The 19,986-nt window shown below is 39.8% G+C and carries 16 protein-coding genes; 1 reads left to right on the top strand and 15 read right to left on the bottom strand.

What is annotated here, in order from left to right:
* Positions 1 to 109: 109 nt before the first annotated feature.
* Positions 110 to 457 carry a 5-carboxymethyl-2-hydroxymuconate Delta-isomerase gene (locus R7F64_RS07405; protein ID WP_017820736.1) on the bottom strand — a complete coding sequence of 116 codons (348 nt, stop codon included), beginning with the start codon at positions 455 to 457 and terminating at the stop codon, positions 110 to 112.
* Positions 458 to 726: 269 nt separating this feature from the next.
* On the opposite strand from R7F64_RS07405, the gene tpiA reads away from it, so the two are divergent.
* Positions 727 to 1,497, top strand: a complete 771-nt coding sequence (tpiA, locus tag R7F64_RS07400; protein WP_005384863.1) for a triose-phosphate isomerase — start codon at positions 727 to 729, stop codon at positions 1,495 to 1,497.
* 95 nt (positions 1,498 to 1,592) lie between these two features.
* On the opposite strand, the gene R7F64_RS07395 is transcribed toward tpiA, so the two are convergent.
* The 14 genes from R7F64_RS07395 to wecC all read right to left on the bottom strand — a co-directional run bounded on the left by R7F64_RS07395 (position 1,593) and on the right by wecC (position 19,980).
* On the bottom strand, positions 1,593 to 2,759 hold the full coding sequence (locus R7F64_RS07395; RefSeq protein ID WP_047101868.1) for a nucleotide sugar dehydrogenase: 1,167 nt from the start codon (positions 2,757 to 2,759) through the stop codon (positions 1,593 to 1,595).
* A 151-nt stretch (positions 2,760 to 2,910) separates the two neighbouring features.
* A complete protein-coding gene (locus R7F64_RS07390; protein ID WP_318071573.1) occupies positions 2,911 to 5,010 on the bottom strand; it encodes a YjbH domain-containing protein in 2,100 nt (699 codons plus the stop codon).
* A gap of 168 nt (positions 5,011 to 5,178) precedes the next feature.
* Positions 5,179 to 7,167 carry a nucleoside-diphosphate sugar epimerase/dehydratase gene (locus R7F64_RS07385; RefSeq protein WP_318071572.1) on the bottom strand — a complete coding sequence of 663 codons (1,989 nt, stop codon included), beginning with the start codon at positions 7,165 to 7,167 and terminating at the stop codon, positions 5,179 to 5,181.
* Positions 7,168 to 7,442: 275 nt separating this feature from the next.
* Positions 7,443 to 8,618, bottom strand: coding sequence for a DegT/DnrJ/EryC1/StrS family aminotransferase (locus R7F64_RS07380; RefSeq protein ID WP_047103864.1), 1,176 nt, complete (start codon positions 8,616 to 8,618; stop codon positions 7,443 to 7,445).
* A 33-nt stretch (positions 8,619 to 8,651) separates the two neighbouring features.
* A complete protein-coding gene (locus R7F64_RS07375) occupies positions 8,652 to 9,281 on the bottom strand; it encodes an acetyltransferase (protein ID WP_047103861.1) in 630 nt (209 codons plus the stop codon).
* Positions 9,274 to 9,885 (bottom strand): sugar transferase, encoded by a 612-nt coding sequence (locus tag R7F64_RS07370; protein ID WP_047103859.1) that lies wholly within the window; start codon positions 9,883 to 9,885, stop codon positions 9,274 to 9,276. Before R7F64_RS07370 ends, R7F64_RS07375 begins: the two co-directional genes overlap by 8 nt.
* Complete coding sequence (locus R7F64_RS07365; RefSeq protein ID WP_047103857.1) at positions 9,869 to 11,128, bottom strand: glycosyltransferase family 4 protein; 1,260 nt, start codon at positions 11,126 to 11,128, stop codon at positions 9,869 to 9,871. The genes R7F64_RS07370 and R7F64_RS07365 overlap by 17 nt, the downstream gene beginning before the upstream one ends.
* On the bottom strand, positions 11,128 to 12,936 hold the full coding sequence (locus R7F64_RS07360) for a heparinase II/III-family protein (RefSeq protein ID WP_213903668.1): 1,809 nt from the start codon (positions 12,934 to 12,936) through the stop codon (positions 11,128 to 11,130). Before R7F64_RS07360 ends, R7F64_RS07365 begins: the two co-directional genes overlap by 1 nt.
* Before the next feature lie 4 nt (positions 12,937 to 12,940).
* Positions 12,941 to 14,047, bottom strand: a complete 1,107-nt coding sequence (locus R7F64_RS07355; RefSeq protein WP_213903669.1) for a glycosyltransferase — start codon at positions 14,045 to 14,047, stop codon at positions 12,941 to 12,943.
* Entirely contained in the window at positions 14,044 to 15,183 is a 1,140-nt protein-coding gene (locus R7F64_RS07350; RefSeq protein ID WP_318071570.1) for a hypothetical protein, read from the bottom strand. Before R7F64_RS07350 ends, R7F64_RS07355 begins: the two co-directional genes overlap by 4 nt.
* Positions 15,155 to 16,297 carry a hypothetical protein gene (locus R7F64_RS07345; protein WP_213903671.1) on the bottom strand — a complete coding sequence of 381 codons (1,143 nt, stop codon included), beginning with the start codon at positions 16,295 to 16,297 and terminating at the stop codon, positions 15,155 to 15,157. Before R7F64_RS07345 ends, R7F64_RS07350 begins: the two co-directional genes overlap by 29 nt.
* The gene (locus tag R7F64_RS07340) at positions 16,290 to 17,378 is read right to left on the bottom strand and encodes a polysaccharide pyruvyl transferase family protein (RefSeq protein WP_213903672.1); all 1,089 of its coding nucleotides are present in this window, start codon (positions 17,376 to 17,378) and stop codon (positions 16,290 to 16,292) included. The genes R7F64_RS07345 and R7F64_RS07340 overlap by 8 nt, the downstream gene beginning before the upstream one ends.
* Positions 17,375 to 18,715 carry an oligosaccharide flippase family protein gene (locus R7F64_RS07335; RefSeq protein ID WP_213903673.1) on the bottom strand — a complete coding sequence of 447 codons (1,341 nt, stop codon included), beginning with the start codon at positions 18,713 to 18,715 and terminating at the stop codon, positions 17,375 to 17,377. Before R7F64_RS07335 ends, R7F64_RS07340 begins: the two co-directional genes overlap by 4 nt.
* Entirely contained in the window at positions 18,715 to 19,980 is a 1,266-nt protein-coding gene (gene wecC / locus R7F64_RS07330) for a UDP-N-acetyl-D-mannosamine dehydrogenase (protein WP_213903674.1), read from the bottom strand. The genes R7F64_RS07335 and wecC overlap by 1 nt, the downstream gene beginning before the upstream one ends.
* Positions 19,981 to 19,986 lie beyond the last annotated feature (6 nt).

Genomic DNA, 19,986 nt, shown 5'->3' with positions numbered 1-19,986 from the left:
GGAAAGGACACCGATAGCTTGGGTGCCCACAACGCCCATATAACAAGCAGAGCCAGGCTGAGAATTCGTAACAATAACCCCTCGCTATTCTCGGGCAATCCAGCACCACCTAGTTCACTACCTTTTGGAAGCTATCTATATCCATGTCTCGGATATTGACCGTTAAACTGTGCACGTGACTAGCTTGCTCTTGAAGAGTCGCCATCAAGGCTCGTGACAGTTCTCGCTTTTGTTCTTGGGAGCGACCAGATAACAAATCAAAGTTGATATGGATAAAATCGAGGCTATCTCCCTCCTCTCCTATTAACCAATTGTGGCACCGGAGCGTTCTAGATTTCACTGACGCGAGTTCAAAAAGGCCACTTTCTAACGCCGTTTTATGTAAATCCTCCAGCAACCCCTGAACATTGACGCGTTCTTCCACCGAGTTTGAATACTCTAAAACGAGATTTGGCATTTTGATTCCTTTCTACAACAATTAATTCCAGCGCGTAGTAATACCAATCTCAGCAGCAATTTCCGAGGAATGAACTATCATTCTGTCTACGCGATCACCAATCGGTTGCTTTTGACAAAAATAACAGGATCGATGCTTGGTCGAATCAACAAAGAAAGCCGGACAAGACATGACGCCAATCATGATCTGTTCACATTATTCTGTTATATTCCTACGTAGATTTTTTACATTAATTGACTATTTACATTAAAGATAAGGGAGATATTCCTATGCGTCGTCCTGTAGTGATGGGTAACTGGAAACTAAACGGCAGCAAAGCAATGGTAACTGAGCTGCTAACTGGTCTTAACGCTGAACTTGAAGGCGTTGAAGGTGTTGACGTAGCAGTCGCTCCACCAGCACTTTACATCGACCTAGCAGAGCGCGTAATCGCTGAAGGCGGTAACAAGATCATCCTGGGTGCTCAAAACACTGACCTAAACAACAGCGGTGCGTTCACTGGCGATATGTCTCCAGAAATGCTGAAAGATTTCGGTGCTACTCACATCATCATCGGTCACTCAGAGCGTCGTGAATACCACAACGAATCTGACGAGTTCATCGCTAAGAAATTCAATTTCCTAAAAGAAAACGGCCTAACACCTGTTTTCTGTATCGGTGAATCTGAAGCGCAAAACGAAGCTGGCGAAACTGAAGCAGTATGTGCACGTCAAATCAACGCAGTTATCGACACTTACGGTGTTGAAGCTCTAAACGGCGCAATCATCGCTTACGAACCAATCTGGGCTATCGGTACTGGTAAAGCAGCAACAGCTGAAGATGCACAACGCATCCACGCTTCTATCCGCGCACTAATCGCAGCGAAAGACGAAGCAGTTGCAGCACAAGTAATCATCCAATACGGCGGTTCTGTTAAGCCAGAAAACGCTGAAGCTTACTTCTCACAACCAGACATCGACGGCGCTCTTGTTGGCGGCGCTTCTCTAGACGCGAAAAGCTTCGCAGCAATCGCTAAAGCAGCGGCTAAAGCAAAAGCTTAATCTCGTTTTTACTGAGAGTAGAAATAACAAAGGGATGCATCATGCATCCCTTTTTGTTTGTGTATTAAATTACACACGATCATCGTAACTAAAGTCTAATCACTACCAAATAGGTCTCGCGTGTACACCTTATCAGCCACATCAGTAAGTTCTTCAACCATACGGTTAGAGACAATCACATCAGCGCTTTGTTTAAACTCATTCAGGTCGTTGATTACACGTGAGTTAAAGAACTCGTCTTCCTGAAGTACTGGTTCATACACCACCACTTCAATACCCTTTGCCTTGATACGCTTCATAATACCTTGAATAGACGAAGCGCGGAAATTATCTGAGCCAGCTTTCATTATCAAACGGTATATCCCAACCACTTTAGGTTCTCGTTTGAGAATAGACTCAGCAATAAAGTCTTTACGAGTTCGATTGGCTTCCACTATGGCCCCAATAATACTGTTTGGGACATCTTGATAGTTTGCACGAAGTTGCTTGGTATCTTTTGGTAAACAATAACCACCATATCCAAATGAAGGATTGTTGTAGTGGTTACCAATACGGGGGTCCAAACCAACACCTTCGATAATTTGGCGAGAATCAAGATTATGCGCCTCAGCGTAAGAATCTAACTCATTGAAATAAGCTACGCGCATTGCAAGGTAAGTATTTGAGAACAACTTAACCGCTTCAGCTTCTGTAGAATCAGTAAACAAAACTGGGATGTCTTCTTTTACCGCCCCTTCAACTAGAAGATTGGCGAATGTCTCAGCACGTGCACTGCGCTCACCAACAATGATGCGAGATGGGTGAAGGTTATCGTAAAGTGCTTTGCCTTCGCGAAGAAACTCTGGCGAGAAAATAATATTTTCACAACCTAACTCTTGCTTAATGCGTGCAGTATAACCCACAGGCACTGTAGACTTAATTACCATTACAGCATTTGGATTAATCGCCATTACATCTTTTATCACCGCTTCGACGGAAGCCGTATTAAAGTAATTGGTTTGTGGGTCATAATCCGTTGGCGTTGCTATAACAACAAAATCAGCACCTTTGTAGGCGAGCTCTTTGTCCGTGGTAGCAGTAAAGTCTAGTTCTCGATTAGACAGAAAATCTTCAATTTCTTTATCTACAATGGGTGAACACTTGTTGTTAAGCAACTCAACTTTTTTTTCTACAATATCAAGTGCAACAACTTGGTGGTTTTGGGCTAACAACATCGCATTAGAGAGCCCGACATACCCCGTACCGGCAACCGCTATTTTCATTCCAATACCCTAATCTTTAGTTCTTATATCAGAATATCAATAGTTTTAATTTTTGGATAGTGAAACAATATTGTGCAACCTAAGCTTCATACATTAGAAAATAAAAAAGCGGCACATTGGCCGCTTTTATACATCGTACTGTTCTATGGGTTTAGTCTAACTGAGTTGATAAGTAACGCAGGTAGGCGTTACGTAAGCGAATCTTATTCTCTTCAAAGTAATCGCTACCATAACGACCACGGTTGAAGTAACGACGTAGCATGCTGTTGTCCATGATAAGCTCATCACCTTGTCCATCACTTAAGAAATTGACGTCATTGCCTACTCGCGTCATCACATTAAAGTCATAAGCTTCGTTACCTCGAACCTGCAATAAGCCAGGAGACATATCACGCCAAGGTGTTAGTGGTAGCTTGACTGACACAGCGACAAACTGCTCTTCATCAGTATCTTTGTACTTAGTAACCTGATAAGTAGCAGAAACCTCAATATCCTCAAACCAATGCGATGTTGTTAGCTTAGCGCCAACATCGCCCCGCCAAAACTCACCCGCTGTCGCGTTAAACTGCCAATCCCATTCGGGCATTGAAAAAGTATAGCGAGCTAGCGAAGTTTGACGATCGAGAGTTTCATAGCCATTTTCATCTTTCTCATCGACGTGCTGGAAGTAGCTCATTTCCAAACTCAAAGCGTGCGCACCAGACTGAGAAAACCATGTAGACTCACTTCTCGCGCCAATATAATCTGTTTTCGCTAAACCGATGGATACTTGGTTCGCAATATCGACATAAGGTAAACGGAAGAATTGGTGCAGCATTGCGCGTTCGATATCATTTTCGTAAGCACTATCCTCAAAGTATCCCCATTTTTCATAATCGTCAGTTTCCGCTAACGGCAAAATATGGCGAACATCGACAGCCGCGCCAGACCAAAGGTAGGTATATAAGTTGCTCGACATCGCAAAAGAGTAGTCATAAACACCGAACTCGGTCGCAACGGCATGGCGAACCATTGGTGAAAAGACAATTTGAGAGTCTAGTGCGCCGCTATTTACGCGCTCTGTTTTCCAGTTAACCAACTCAAGTTTTTCGGCTAAATCTCGTGTCGTGAACTTAATATCCTCGCACGCAGCAGAATCATTGATAAAACTCTGATAGCACGTTGAATTCGCTTGCACACTAACAACGGGCTTTTGGTTTACGAGCATAAATAGCTCAATTCGCTCTGAATCACCACCCACTTCTGATACCGCGTTTTGACCTAGGTGGCTAGAGATGATCCCCATAGCAACACCTAAACCATCTACTTGGTTATGGTTATAACGACGGTTTTCTAGCGCCACTACTGTTGTTTGATTCAGCAAACCGATTTGAATATTCACAAAGCCTTCATTACGAAGCGCGCTCACTAAAGCAGAGATAGAAGCCTCTTTAGCTTTATTCTGCTCCAAAGACAGCTTTTCCATTAACGTGAGATTATTGCGCGAGTAATCGCGAGAACGTGTATACCCAGTAACTAGAGGTACTGAAAGTGCCGCGTTCCAAATATTTTGTTCATCAGTATTGTGGCCAGAGTAAAGCTGATAACTGAGCGAGGCTGTCACATCATAAGGCAATGTGCCTTGTGGGGTAAAAAGCTTGACCGAGGAGTTAAACTCCACAGCATCGTATTCTCCGCTAACCTGCAAAAAGCTCAATGGTTGATATTCAATACCACCGAACGGGCCATCCATCACACCCAATCCGATATCAGAAAGCCCATAACCTGCAGAAATGCGAACCGGAGCAAAGTCGAACGAGTAATCTGCAACCGCATATTTCGTACTGAACTGATTGGCTGAGCCACCTAAGTCCTGAATACCTAGAGCAAAGTCGAGATTCTCCGATCCCCAAAAGTTAGGGACCTGATACTTGAAAGACATAGATAAATCACGGGTATCACCACAATCGTAAAAACAATTTGAGGTATAGTCATCCGTTACAATTCTTCCGTGAGCTTCCAAGCCATCAAACATACCGAACGAGAATTTTAGAGAATCTAAATCTTGAACTGCCGTCCTAAATGGTAAGCCTTGAGCGTACGTAAAAGAAAAATCGCCGTAATTTAAAGACTGTGCATTGGGCGTAAAAGTCAATCCGGTAAAGCTTTGGTTCGAAGGTAGCGTCGCCAACTCCTGAGCGGTAAGAGAAGTACTTACCAATAGCGGCAGCGATAATGCTGCTATCCCTGTTTTTATCGTTTTCTGTGCCATCAGTTTTAGCCACTGTTAATGTATTGAATACAGAAAAAGGCACTCAGAAGTGCCTTTTTGAGATTACGACATGTTCACGTTACGCTCGTAGTAAACAAACCACCACTGCGAGCACCAAGACAACATATCTTATTAATTTTTCTATTATTTACCAACCAGACAAAAGCATCAAGTTTCACTTGCATTACTTTGCTTTGGTTCAAAAGTATATAACTCCGCAGTGCGAGTATTTTGCTTCCATACGAGATCTTCAATGCCGTCCACCGGATTAAAGCCTGTAGGAGCATCGAGTAACAAGCGACGAATCACTTCGTGTTGGAAGTTGTGACAGGCGACATCGAGCTTGTCGATTAAGATTTCATACTCTTTTAGTGGTAGGTAACTTTCTTGCGCTGTCATAATACGTGCGTGTGCCGTTTCGGAAACATTGTCATCTCCAATCAACAGCTCTTCATATAACTTCTCTCCCGGTCTCAAACCTGTGAAGAGAATCTCTATATCGCCATGAGGATTGTTTTCATCTTTAACTTCAAGCCCTGACAGGTAAACCAAGTTCTTCGCTAGATCGATAATCTTAACGGGCTCCCCCATATCGAGAACAAATACATCGCCACCTTTACCCATCGCCCCAGCTTGAATAACCAACTGGGCAGCTTCTGGAATTGTCATAAAGTATCGAGTAATGTCTTTGTGGGTGACCGTAATAGGTTCTCGCTTCTCAATCTGTTTTTTGAATACAGGAATTACCGAGCCAGACGAACCCAAAACATTACCAAAGCGCACCATACAGAAACGCGTACCCAGATTAGGGTTGCTCTCACGAATTCGGTTTTGTTGCTCCGCCAACGCCTGTAGCCCTAACTCAGCCATACGTTTAGTCGCACCCATCACGTTCGTTGGTCTAACAGCCTTATCAGTAGAAATAAGAACAAAATTCTTCACACCTGCATCAATCGCCGCTTGCGCTGTATAGTAAGTGCCAAACACATTGTTTCTTACACCTTCAACAACGTTGTACTCCACCAGCGGAACATGTTTGTACGCCGCAGCATGGTAAACCGTGTCCACTTCAAAGGCTTTCATGGTAGTTTCTAAGCGATTTTGTCTCTGCACAGAGCCAACCAATGGAACGACGACAATGCTCAGATTGTTAGCTTTAATGATTTGACTCAATTCACTGTGCACCTGATACAACGCAAATTCAGACAGTTCAAATAAGATCAATGATTTTGGCGAGTAGTTTAAAATCTGACGACATAACTCAGAGCCAATTGAACCACCAGCTCCCGTCACCATCACCACTTGATTCTTGATGTTCGCTTCCATTAATACTTGTTGCGGCTGAACAGGGTCTCGACCTAACAAATCACCAATCGGAACCTCTTTCAGTTCATCAATTTTCGCCTTACCCGTAAGGATATCTTTCATATCTGGAACGGTTTGGATTTCAACAGGCAGTTTAGAAATTCTATCTAAGACTTCCTTACGGCGTTTGTTTGAAGCGCTAGGAATAGCAAGTAAGATTTTTTTTACTTCATACTTTCTAATCGCCTTCATCGCGTTATCCGCTGTATAGACTCGGTAACCCATTAGCATTGTGTTTTGAAGCGTTTTGTCTTCGTCGACAAAGCCAATAACTCGGTAGGTTTCTGATTGTCGCAGCGCAAACGCAAGCTCACGACCGGCACTACCAGCACCATAAATAAGAACTGGCGCTCCGGCTTTGTGTACCGATTGAGCAACCAAACTCCTTACCAGCAGACGGCTAGTCCCTACACCGATCGCAAGAAAAGCGGCATAAATAAAAGGAATCGAGCGTGGTAGTTGGGCATCAAATGCGAAAGCAAAGCTGGCCACACAAAGCGCAGATAGAATCGTACCCAACCCGACGACTGCCAGAACATGAAAGCCTAAATAGCGTAGCACCGCTCGGTAGAGGCCAAACGAGACAAAAACAGCAAGAGTACAGACAATGGTTGCCAACAATACATAGTTACTGCTTATATCTGGAAGTGGGCGGAATTCACCAATGCGAGACCAATAAGCAAACATAAAAGCAGCAGAGATAATAAAGAAATCCACTCCGATACTAATAAGGCGCTTTTGATATCTCGGTAAAGACCAAATGACGTTAAGTTTGGAATTATTTTCAATCATGACAGTATGTAAGCCTCATTACCCCAAGTTTATTTTTAGAGTTTGGTGGTAATGCTAGTTAATATTATGAGATAGCCTGAGCAAAGATTATACAACCTGATGATTATGTATAGAACCATTAATTGCATATTCTCTCACTGCATCGCATCTTTTAAGCAATCTGCGTAGCAGACATTTTACATTTTCATCAAGTGGTGGGACGCTGTTACAGGAAAACATAAATAACGACATATTAAAGCACTATTATTTATGCGTCCCACTTAGACTGAACTGGTTTACTTCTGCGCTTCTAACAACACTTCACGGATCACACCGCACGTTTTAGCGACTTCTTCTGACGATAATGTTGGATGAACCAAAAACATTAAACTGGTTTCACCTAACTGCACTGCATTCGGCAAACGTTTTTCTGGTCGCCATGGCGTATTATCAAATGCTTTTTCTAAATACACCTCAGAGCAGCTACCTTGATAAGCCGGAACACCACGTTCCACAATGGTTTCAACAATGCGATCTCTCGTCCAGCCCTCTGCCAAATGTTTAGGCTCAACAAAAAGGTAATGTTTGTATTCAGCGTGCTGCGAATGCTCAGGCACGTGAACGCGTCGAACGATATTGAGATCTGCAACAGCCTCATCGATTTGTGCCGCATTAGCTTGGCGTTTTGCCGTCCACTCTGACATGCGAGTCAATTGAATACGACCAACCACAGCTTGTAGCTCAGTCATACGCCAGTTGGTTCCAAAGCTGTCGTGCAACCAGCGAAAGCCTGGTGGATGCTGACGGTTATAAATCGCGTCATAGTTTTTACCATGATCTTTGTAAGACCACATTTTTGACCACAAATCTTTATCATTCGTGGTCACCATGCCGCCTTCACCACCTGTCGTCATGATCTTATCTTGACAGAATGACCAAGCACCAATGTGACCAATTGTGCCGACACTGCGGCCTTTATATTTCGCGCCATGTGCTTGAGCACAATCTTCAATAACATAAAAACCATGTCTTTCTGCAAGCGCCATAATGGCATCCATTTCTGCCGGCATACCAGCCAAATGAACAACGATGACCGCTTTAGTCTTAGGAGTTAGGACCGCTTCAATCGACGCTGCCGTAATGGCTTGGCTATTGAGGTCTACATCCGCAAAAACAGGATTAGCACCAGCCGTAACAATAGAGGACGCAGAAGCAAGAAACGTTCTAGGCGTCGTAATAACCTCATCCCCTTCACCAATCGCTAACGCTTTAAGCGCGACATCGAGTGCAAGGGTACCATTGCTTAGTGCAACAGCATGATCACATCCAACCCAAGCTGCGAATTCTTTTTCGAACTCACGGCACTCACTACCCGTCCAGTAGTTTACTTTGTTTGACAGTAGTACACGACTAACTGCGTCGGCTTCTTCTTGAGTAAAAGAAGGCCATGGAGAAAATGGAGTATTAAGCACGATGTCACCTAAATAAAAATTATTCTGAGAATGTTATTTTGAATTTACGAGCTGTGCAGGCGTACCCACAACAGTTTGCAAATCTGGTACATGGTTCAGGACAGTCGCGCCAGCTCCTACCATTACGCCCGTACCAATGGAAATAAGTTGTTTAACTTGGCTTCCGATACCGAGCCAAGAACCTTCCCCGACAGTTACCCCGCCCGCAAGATTACAACCAGGGCTAACATGAACGCCATCCGCTAAATGGCAGTCATGATCTATCGTTGAGGCCGTGTTAATAATGCATGCTTTACCAACTTTGACAAAAGGATTGATGACAGCACCAGCCATGACCACCGTACCTTTATCAAGCTGACTATGCCGACTAATTGTGGCCCTAGGGTGCTCTAGTACAGAGAACTTAGCGCCAGCTGTACTGAGCTGATTCTGCTTTTCTAACCTGATTTTATTATTGCCGATGGCTATCACCGTTAGATCAAACTGCGCCGCTATCTTTAACAAGGTTTCGGAATTCCCTTTGACTGGCCAATGCTCCACATTTTGCAACCCTGGCCAGCGATCATCAAAAAACTCAATGTTTGTATAACCATTTAGCTCCGCAATTTCAGCAACGACTTTCCCGTGACCACTAGCGCCTAAAATTGCGCAAGTTCTATTCATGGACTTCGCTCTGCTTTGATTGACCAGTAAAAGGTTCTATCGTGACATGGCCATCTGCCGATATTCCTTCCTTCACAAACACTTTTTTAACGGTTAGGAACAGAATTTTGATATCTAGCCATAGGTTACGATTATCGACATACCAGACATCGAGCTTAAACTTATCTTCCCAACTAATCGCATTACGCCCATTAATTTGAGCCCAGCCCGTTACGCCAGGCCTGACTTCGTGACGTCTTGCTTGCTCTTTACTATAAAGCGGTAAGTACTGCATTAATAAAGGACGTGGCCCCACTAAACTCATCTCACCTTTCAATACGTTCCACAACTCCGGAAGCTCATCGAGACTTGAATTTCTCAATTTGTCTCCGAACGGAGTCATTCGCTCGGAATCAGGAAGTGGATTTCCTTGTGAATCGACTGCATCTTTCATGGTACGGAACTTAACCATTTCAAATGGTTTGCCATGCAAACCAGGACGTGTTTGACGAAACAACACGGGCGAGCCTAAGTTCTTGCGTATTTTCCAAGCTACGAGCGCGATAATCGGTGAAAGTAAAATAAGGGCAAATAAAGAAGCCGTGAAATCAAATGATCTTTTCATTATTTACCTCTGCAGATTTCACATCTGTTTGAGCCGTTCCTACTACCCACTGAACCCATTTATCAGCTAACAACTGACGGTCAAACTGACTTTCAGCAAGCTGTCGAGCGGATGCCCCCATGTTAACAAGCGCCCCTCGATTATCTGCCGCCTGCTCTAAGGCATTTGCAAATGCCTGCGGATTTTCCGGAGCCACAGTAAAGCCACACTGAGAATCTTCTATCATCCCTGCTAACCAACCTGGGTAGTTATTAATCACAGGGAGGCCCGCAGAAATATAATCGAAAAATTTATTCGGAGATGTTCCGTAATAAAAAGCAGGGATATTTGCCAACACTTGCATTCCAACATCAGCGCTTGCCATCAAACCCGCCAACTTCTGCTTATTTACAGGAGGGTGAAATACAACGTTATTCAGCTGCATCTCTTTAGCTTTCGCCTCCAATTGTGGTTTTAGCTTACCTTGCCCCACCAAAACTAACTTAATATCGTTTCGGCCACGGCTTTGTAACTCTGTCGCTGCATCTAAGACAGCATCCAAACCGTTCGCCATACCATGAGTGCCAGTGAAAACCGCCATCAAATCTTCTTGCGCGACACCTTCTGGTCGCCATGGCTCGCTTGGTTGAGTAAAGATGGAGAGATCACAGCCATTGGGCACCATCGCGATTTTGTCTTTAGGTACTCCACGCTTCTTGATTCCCTCGACAATGCCAGGAGAAAGGCCAATACAGCGATTCGCACTGCGATAAGACGCCCATTCTAATAGAGACATCAAACCCAAAATGATAGGGTTTGTAATTACCCCCATTTCTTTTGGTAATTCAGGCCACAAATCCCTTACTTCAAATACAAACGGCTTTCCACGTAACCAACGTGCAAAAATACCTGGAATACCCGCTGTTAATGGTGTTGTTGTTGCAAACAATACATCGTATTTCTCTGTAAAAGCTAAGCCGATACTTTTGAGTGCAAACTTAACAAATGTCATGCTTCTTTTAAGAAAGCCATCTGAGTTGGAATACGCCAAATCAAACTCAATGATGCGGATACCATCGACGACGCCCTCACGTTTGCCACCAATAAACTCTGACTCTAACCCTGTCTCTCCTCCACCATATGTGCCACATACCATAGTGACATTATGCCCATGGTGAATTAGGCGCTTTGACATCTCGTAGGAACGTATTCCTGTGGAACCTTTAGGTGTTGAAAAATGTTGATGAAAATAAAGAATATTCATTATCTGTAATTATACTCTGTCGTTATTTTGCCATCTGACGTTACTTCGATTTCCAAAACAGGAATGGAAGTTTCTTGGTAGTAATAGCGAGACTCTTTTCCTTCGACTAACTCAAGTCGTTTGATGTCGGTATTACTATTTATCGTTATAGAATGAATATGGTTGGTGATGCGATTGCCTTCTATCATCCATTCCCCTGGACTCAGGCGCCAACGTAGTATCGCTTTGTTCTGTACACCGTGGATATCATCGACAACTCGCAGCGCACTGTTCGAAAGAGAAATCTCTCTTTTATGACTGCACCCCAAATAGTCACGGTAACTAGCGCTACAATATTGGCGATCTTCATCCCAATGGACATTTTCAGCCTTAAGCCAAGCACCTAAGAGAAATCTGCTCAAGCGTGGCATTTGTTCATGCTCATCAAACTGAACCGTATTATGACTTTGCGTTCCACCATAGTAATCGATATATGCTTGACCAGCATTGTAACTAAAGGTGCCACCGTCTCTTAACAGGTTTACACCATCAAGCCAAAAGTCCACATGTAGAGCATCGTTTTGAGCAGGTCGAAAACGAAATATAGGGTAATTGAATAGTGCAAACGCTCCAGTTTGGCTTCTTAATCCGGCGTATCCGCCTTGCGCGAAATGGAATGCGCTCGGTTGATTGAGTACTCGCTGAGGTTTACTTAATCCCAGAAGTTTAAGTGGCTCATCATAGCTACCTGCTTTTTCCCAAGCAGATGACTGCAAGAACAGGACTGAGGCGAGCTGAACCGTTGGGCGAAAATCTCGATAATCCGAGTCACTTAAAGGTAACAACCTTGCTCCATCGTTATGTCCTAAATTAGGCGCATCTCCATTAACCTCTTGAGTTAATTGAAACAACCATTGAGTTGCTAAACCAATTTTTGTATATAGTGATTGGCTAAAAGGCTTGAGTTCGAGTTCCCGCCTCCATAGCTCAGCCATTGAGTATGTATCTAACATAACTCGGTGATAGTTGACTGAATACTGGCTGAATGTTCCATCACAATCGATTAAATGCTTTGCTCGATTCTCTAACCACTTACGCCCCATATTTTGCCAGCGCATAGCGCTTTCATCGCCACTGGAAACAAGCCAACTTCCACCGATAAATAGGGCTGCAGCTTCCGAAGTGCCATGGTTGTTATCTTGAGCTACGGCATAAGAGATGGTCGGTGCAATGCGTTTTAAGTGGGCTTTAACAAATGCCAACAGTGCAGGTTCAGGACTTTCAACTTGATTCAGTAATTTAGCAGCCATAGCCAAATGCATGACTCTTATTGACGCTTCTTGACCACACTTCCAGTTCGGCCCCAAATAAGGAGAATTGTGTTTTAGCCAATCTTTCGTAGTTGCATTCAGCTCATCAAGCGCTTGCTCTCTTCCAGAAAGATAATCCTTCGCTAAGCCTAGCACCCAGTCAAATCTAGATGCTTCCCAAACCCCTTTAATATCACCAACATTAGAATCAAAGTCAGACAAACAAAACCAAGGTTTATTCATGTTGGAGTAGCATTTTCCAGTTAATACACTGCGCATCCACACGATATCTTTTACAGGTTCTCCTTTCATCCACCCAAAAGGTTTGAAAACGAAAGAATTAGAAGAACTATGATGAACATTGCATTTGATCGCTCTAAACACACAACCATCTATCTGCTCTGGCTGCAAGCGCTTTACTGGGTTTAGTTTAGAACGAACTCCGACTTGGTATAGGAAGACTCTAACCAAATTAGGTAAACCTAGTTGCATCAAAGTATTAATTTTATAAAGTAACATTTTATTACTTAGAAAGATGTTTTCGAATCATTTTGAGATAGTCTGAACAACGGCTTTTCCAAGTGTGTTCATTCATGTACTTATTCTTTAGTTTCTCTCTATCCACCCGAAGATCTGTATGAACCATTGTATCTAACATCTCGTTTATATTAGAACTATCGTAAAAGAAAACTGAGTTAGGAATTGTCTTTTCAATGTCTTTTAAAATGTCATATGGCTGACTTACTCTTGTTGACATAACAGGCAAAGCTAAGGACAAGTACTCAAACAACTTTGTTGGAGAGCCATAGTCAGCGACTGTTCCTTCTTTATAAGGTAAGACTAAGACTGTCCTACCATTTAGTTTCCCTGATTTTACAATATCTTCTAGATCATAGCGGCCCATTAAGTGAATATTATCAACAGAAAGAGATTCGTTCTTCAAATAATCACACTGCTTACCAGAACCATATAGGTATAAACTAACATCATTACGTTCTGATATTGACTTAACTAAAGGGTCAAAGTCATAATAATCATGAAACATACCTAAATAAATAATCTTTAACTTATCAACATCGCTGTAATCGTTATCTATACAGTCTTGTTCTTCAACTTCATAGCCAGCATTTGGTAAAACATATACTGAGTTATTTATATTGGAAATTTCATTTTTTATGTTTTCTGACACACAGTTGATAAATGGAGTTTTTGATATAACAAACCTTTCAAAGTAACGTAGTATGTTCGTTAGATTACTGCGCTTCCCATTAAGTTGATGATATCCTAGACCATTGAGCTCAAAACCCCACTTATTCTTCGCAAAAGCATTTAAAATAAGACAGTAGAGCCACCCCATTAAAGTTGAATATCTAACAATGATGAAATCTGCATGTTTTTTGTTTTTGAGCAGAGAGGAAATTAAATCTAAATACCAAAAAGCACCAACTCCAGATAACTTATAGAAACTAGCTTTTTCACTACAGTAATTACGTGCAGAAACACTCGAAAAAACAGTAACACTTATATTATTTTCTACTAAGCCATCAACTATCCCAGCAGCATGTGCCACTCGGCCGTTTTTCCCTAATTCAAAGAAATCCTTTCGTGATAAGATATAAAATACGTTCATTTATAAAATAACTTTTCTAATTTGCTTTCCATTGCTTGCCAAGAATAACTCTCATTAAATAACTTAACTGTTTTTAATCTTTTCTTTCTGTTACGATCAACCTCTTGATAAATAAAAGTATCATCGAAATCATATATACTTTCGACATCATGGACTACAATACATTCTACCTTGCCATTCTTATTCAACTTCCTAACAAGAGGATAGGAGGAGGTTAAAATAAGAACTCCAGAAGCCATTGCATCAAAAAGTTTATTTGGACTAGCAAGTCTATTATTTAATGATACATTTGAATAATAAGAAAATGTTATATCCTCTTTTGAGAGTATCTCATCAACCTTCTTGTTATCATACTTCCCCTTAAAATAGACATTGTCCATCCCTAAACATTCTAAATTCAACTGCATTTCATTTATATACTTGCAGTCACCTGAGCCGTATATATTATATTCTGCTCCAGGAATAACCTTCTCCAAAGCGAGTACAGTTTCAAGAATATTTCTACCTCTCATAACGCCACCACAATAACATATCCTTACACTATCAGAGTCATGAAACTCTATGCTACCAACAGAATCTCGTGTATTATATATATATTCACAACTAACTTTAGATGGGTCTATTTTATAATATCTCCTAAGGAACTTCAGTCTAAATTCATCAGTTGCAATAAAAAAATCAGAACCTTTTATCACCCAATTTTCTATATATCTCCAAAAACTTCTAAATCGACCAGAGTATATACTTCTAGTCATACCCACATTAATTTCAAAAGCTTCATAGCAAAGCAAATATCGCTTGTTAAATAATTTAGCTAAACGACCTAATATTGCAGCTGGAAGATTAACCGCATACAACAATTCCTTTTTTTCATTTATGTCAGTTCGCTTTAAGCACATGGAAAAAAGTGATGTTATAAAGTAATACATAAGCCTAACATATGACATATACTTATATTTTGACTTATAAGTAAAGTTATTAAAATCATCTTCACTTTCGCTTAAGATAAATATATATTTTACTGATGATCGAGATTTAAAAAAATCATATATTCGCTTTACTTTTGGAGCACTGTTTATGCTTTTACCAATAAACAATACTTTAACTTCATTCAATTCCCTTCTCTTCATTTTCATGATTAACCTTAAAAAATAAAATTATAAATATAATAAAAACTGCTATCTGAAATGGCACTTTCAGACGCTGATGCGTTATACCAGACAAGTGTATAGCGTAAATTGGAGCATATAATATAAAGGTCAATATAAGTGCTTTTAACTCTACGGGCACTAATTTAATTTTTTCTATAGACTTTTTAGGTTTAATTGCGGTAATAAAAACTATGCTAGCAATCATTATATAATATAAAACTTGCCCTATGGCTCTAAATACATCATCTGTGATACCCCAAATTTCACTACCACCATCAACGATACGTTCTATTAAAGAGTGAGGCATTGGTGTAGCTATATATGTAAGTAACGCATAAGAAAAGTCTTTAATATTAAACCCACTAGCAACAACTCCTCTAGCATCTACATCGCCAGAATTATCATACAAGTATGTGTAATAGTTAAAATATGACGCTATATAATCCTTTATAAGGATATACGCAAAAATAAAAAACAACAAAGAAACAATAAAATATAAAAATTTATTCCGAAATTTCAAATTAGACATGAAAAACAAAACAAGCAATAATGAACTAATAGATAAAATAGCCATTAAAGGGCGAAGAAAAAGCAATAAAAAAAAGAAAACCACTGAAATAGAATAAGCTCTTTTCTTTAAAAAATAAAAAAATGACACTATTGAAAATAATATCAAAAGATCTCTTAAATTTGAAACAGACATAACAAATAAATAAGGGACGAAAACTATTAATAGTAAAGCATGTTTCTTTGAGTCTAGAAACAAGTAGAAGTAATAAGAAAATATCATCAAGATAGGAATATTAACCATCTTCATTATATAGTAATTGCTAGTTGGCTCAATATAAAAGAAGTATTTATTAATAAGTATCCATAGAGACCTAGCTAAATCATCTATATCTTTTGATGCTAAATCTATATAAGTTTGTTCGTCAGTTTTATATAAAAGCGTACTAAATGTTTGATATTCATAGATCTGAAAAACAAGACATAGTAGGCCAAAAAACAAAACCATTGCAACTAAGAAAAAACCATTTTTTCTATCATCAAATAGTATATGAGAAATTATATACATCTGAAAAATAAATAAACTAAGCATTAGTTTTCTTTATCCAATCACATAAAGAGTCGAAAGACATATCGGCTATTTTTTTATTATATTCAATTTCTTCGTTTCTTTTTTCCACTGAGTAGCTATTATTTATTTTATCTTCAATATCCTGAGGAAGGATTTTTAGAAAAGATTTTTTTTCTATGTAATGAGTGCTATTAGGAAAAAATAGATGAAAGTTTTTTAGTTTAGATTCTAAAGGAGCAACTATAACATTACAGCCTGCTAACGCTCCGATTAAAACCCCATGCGCGCGAGTAGTGATGATTGTATTATATCTTTCGCACCAATTTTCTACTATGCCTTCAGGGTTTTCATCAGCATTCCAAACCCAAACAGGAAAAGAACTTAGTTCTTGAGAAAGCATATCTTTATCATGCTCTGATAATAGAACAATCTCTATTGAATGATTGCGCTCACGCAATTTTATTGCCAATGATTCCAATTTCCCTATTACATTTTTACCATCAGAATCTTTCTTCCAATCTCTTAATATAATACCGATACGATCTCCTTTTGATTTTATTTTCATTGCATCTAAAGAAAATACAGGATCTGTAAAGTAAAAAGGAGATATACCATGACTCTGCAACAACTTTTCACTCTCACTATCTCTAACAGAGAAATAGTCAAATTTCCTAATTGACTCCACTACTTTCATTTTATCATTTTTGTTATGAAAAGGTCCGACTCCAACACAAAACCCAACTTTAAAGCTAAATTTGTCTCTTAAGACCTTACGCAATAATAAATGATGTATTTTAAGATTAAATATAGAATTTATATAAAATTTAATTTTTGATAAGTAACTTCTATCTGTGTTGTTGAAAGAATAAAACTGACCTCCGCCACCAAGAACAAGATAATCACACTGAACTCTTTGACATGAATCCTTATATTTAATCTTTTCATTTACTCTCTTTGCTTTATTTATATTGTCAACACCAACAACAACCTCAAACTTTGAACCTAGTCGTGAGGAAATATTACGATGAATCAAAGTATAAAGAAGGTCATCTCCTAAGTTATGAGGGCCATACGCACCTTTTATCCAGACAATTTTCTTCATAATAAAAACCTTAACAAAAACAATAAAAGAAAAAAAATAGAAATTATAAAAAACTTATTTAATAGGAACTCTTTGAAAAGAACCCTTGAGTAAGACACTCTAAACAAGAAATAAATGAGAGAAATAATATGAGAAAGTAAAAATGAAAGAGAAATCCCTAAAACACCTAGATTAACAAACAAAAAGTATAAACTTATAAATGAAACAGACCAAATAAAGTTACTTATTGCTGATATCCAATAATTTTCTTTAAATACAACCTCACGGCCAATAGCTGTTTTTACAGCCACAATCAAACAAGCAAGAACAACAGTGTAGAGTGAAATAACAAAGTCAGAACCAATAAACGAATCACCATATACGGACAGTACAATTTCAGGAAAAAGCAAAATAGGAAAAATAATAGAGTAAACACAAAAATAAGGAACAATTATGTTGTACATTCTATATTTTTGATCTTCTTTATATTTTGAAAAATAGCTAATAAAAACAACACCTAGAACACTAGGTATAAATATCAAAAGATTTCTCCATTGGTTTATCGCACCAAACTGTCCAACAATCTCCAGTCCAGAGTCATTGTATTCTATTGCGATTTGATAAATTACTAGAAGAGTGGGTGTGACGGTCAAACCTACTAGTAAAGCAGGTAGGCTATCTTTTAAAATTATATTTTTAAACTCTAGATAGTTGAGTTTTATATTTTCACGAAAATTTCCATGATTACTGCCACACGTTTTGTAAAAATAACACAAATAGAAACTTGCGATGATAGCCTGATTGATAAGTAAAGAAACCACCCCCCCAACCAATTCATACTCCAACACTAAATATATTGATATCGGAATTGATGTAAGTCCAGTAATCAGTGCAGAATTTTGATTAAACTTAAAATCCTTTTTTCCATTAACATAGCCAGTAATTACAACTTGAAAACAAGAAAATAAAGGGATGAAAGATGAAAATATTACAAGGTAGTATAAGTTTGCGTTATTCAATAGAGCTTTCGCTATTTCAGTGCTATAAATCACACTTAAAATTATAATCAAAATAGAAATTGATATTGACATAATTAAATTTAATGAAGTAAAACCTATTGCTTTATCATTCCCTCCATTTTCCAGATATAAAGCGACATGCTTTGTGATTACAACACCAGAGCCTACGGATATAAAGATCAGCAGTGTAGAAGCTGCTGCTTGAATAATAGAAAAGTAGCCAAAAGACTCAGAACCTAGAGTTCTAGCAAAAATAATACTAATAATTATTGCACTACCTTTGCTAAAAATCGCAGACATGACATTAAAAAAGCTGCTTTTCAGCAGCTCTTTTTTCATTACCAAATACCTTTTGTATCAATAATTAAACCAGTTTTTATAGAAGCTTCTTTAAACTCTTTATGATCAACCAATATAACTTGAATATCCGCTTCTTTCGGTGCGATTTCAAAATCCATTAGTTCAACATGTTTAAGTTTTTCCGGAACAGCATCAATGTTTGGTTCTACTGCAATAACACGACCTGCATGCATCTCTGCGATTTTTTGTGTAATTGCCATTGCAGGGCTTTCACGCAAATCATCAATATCAGGTTTAAAGGCCAGACCGTAACAAGCAACCGTGACGTCACGAGCTGTTTTATCTGGGTTTGCTTGTAAAAACTCGGCAATGGCCAGTTTTACTTTATTAATCACCCAGTCCGGTTTGCCGTCGTTCACTTTACGTGCCGTATGGATAATTTGTGCTTCTTCTGGTGTTTTTGACACAATGAACCAAGGGTCAACCGCAATGCAGTGGCCACCAACACCAGGGCCAGGCTGAAGGATGTTTACGCGAGGGTGACGGTTCGCGAGTGCAATCAATTCCCATACATTGATGTCTAACTTGTCGCAAATGATTGAAAGTTCGTTAGCAAAAGCGATTTGAACATCACGCGAGCTGTTTTCTGTCAGTTTTGCCATTTCCGCTGTGCGCGCATTTGTCACGACACAATCACCTTGCACAAAAGTACGGTACAACTCCACTGAGCGCTCAGAGCAGCGAGTAGACATACCACCAATAACGCGGTCATTTTCTACCAATTCACGAACAACGTGACCAGGCAATACACGCTCCGGACAGTGAGCGATATTAACATCCGCTTGTGCACCATGCGTTTGTGGGAAAGTCAGATCACCACGAGCTTCAGCTAACCAAGAGGCCATTTGCTCTGTGGCACCCACAGGTGACGTGGATTCAAGAATAACGAGGTCACCTTTTTTAAGAACGGGGGCTATGGCTTTACTTGCCGCTTCAATGTAAGACAAATCAGGCGCTGGTACTTCACCTTCTTTACATGGCAAAAATGGCGTTGGAACCGCAATCAGAAATGCATCTGCCGGCTCTGGCGCTGTGGTTGCTTTCAAGTAACCTTCAGACACTGCTGCACTTACGATCATATCGAGATCCGGCTCAACAATATGGATTTTTCCTTGGTTGATGGTATCAACTGCGTGCTGGTTTACATCAACACCTACTACCTTTTTCTTACGTGATGCAAACATGGCTGCGGTTGGCAAGCCGATGTAACCTAAGCCAATAACTGAGATTGTTTCAAAAGACATAATTAT

The sequence above is a fragment of the Vibrio sp. Vb1980 genome, assembly GCF_033338615.1.
GTDB classification, from domain to species: domain Bacteria; phylum Pseudomonadota; class Gammaproteobacteria; order Enterobacterales; family Vibrionaceae; genus Vibrio; species Vibrio alginolyticus.
The sequence above is the reverse complement of the archived record's forward strand: the minus strand, read 5'-3'. Positions and strand labels throughout refer to the sequence as shown.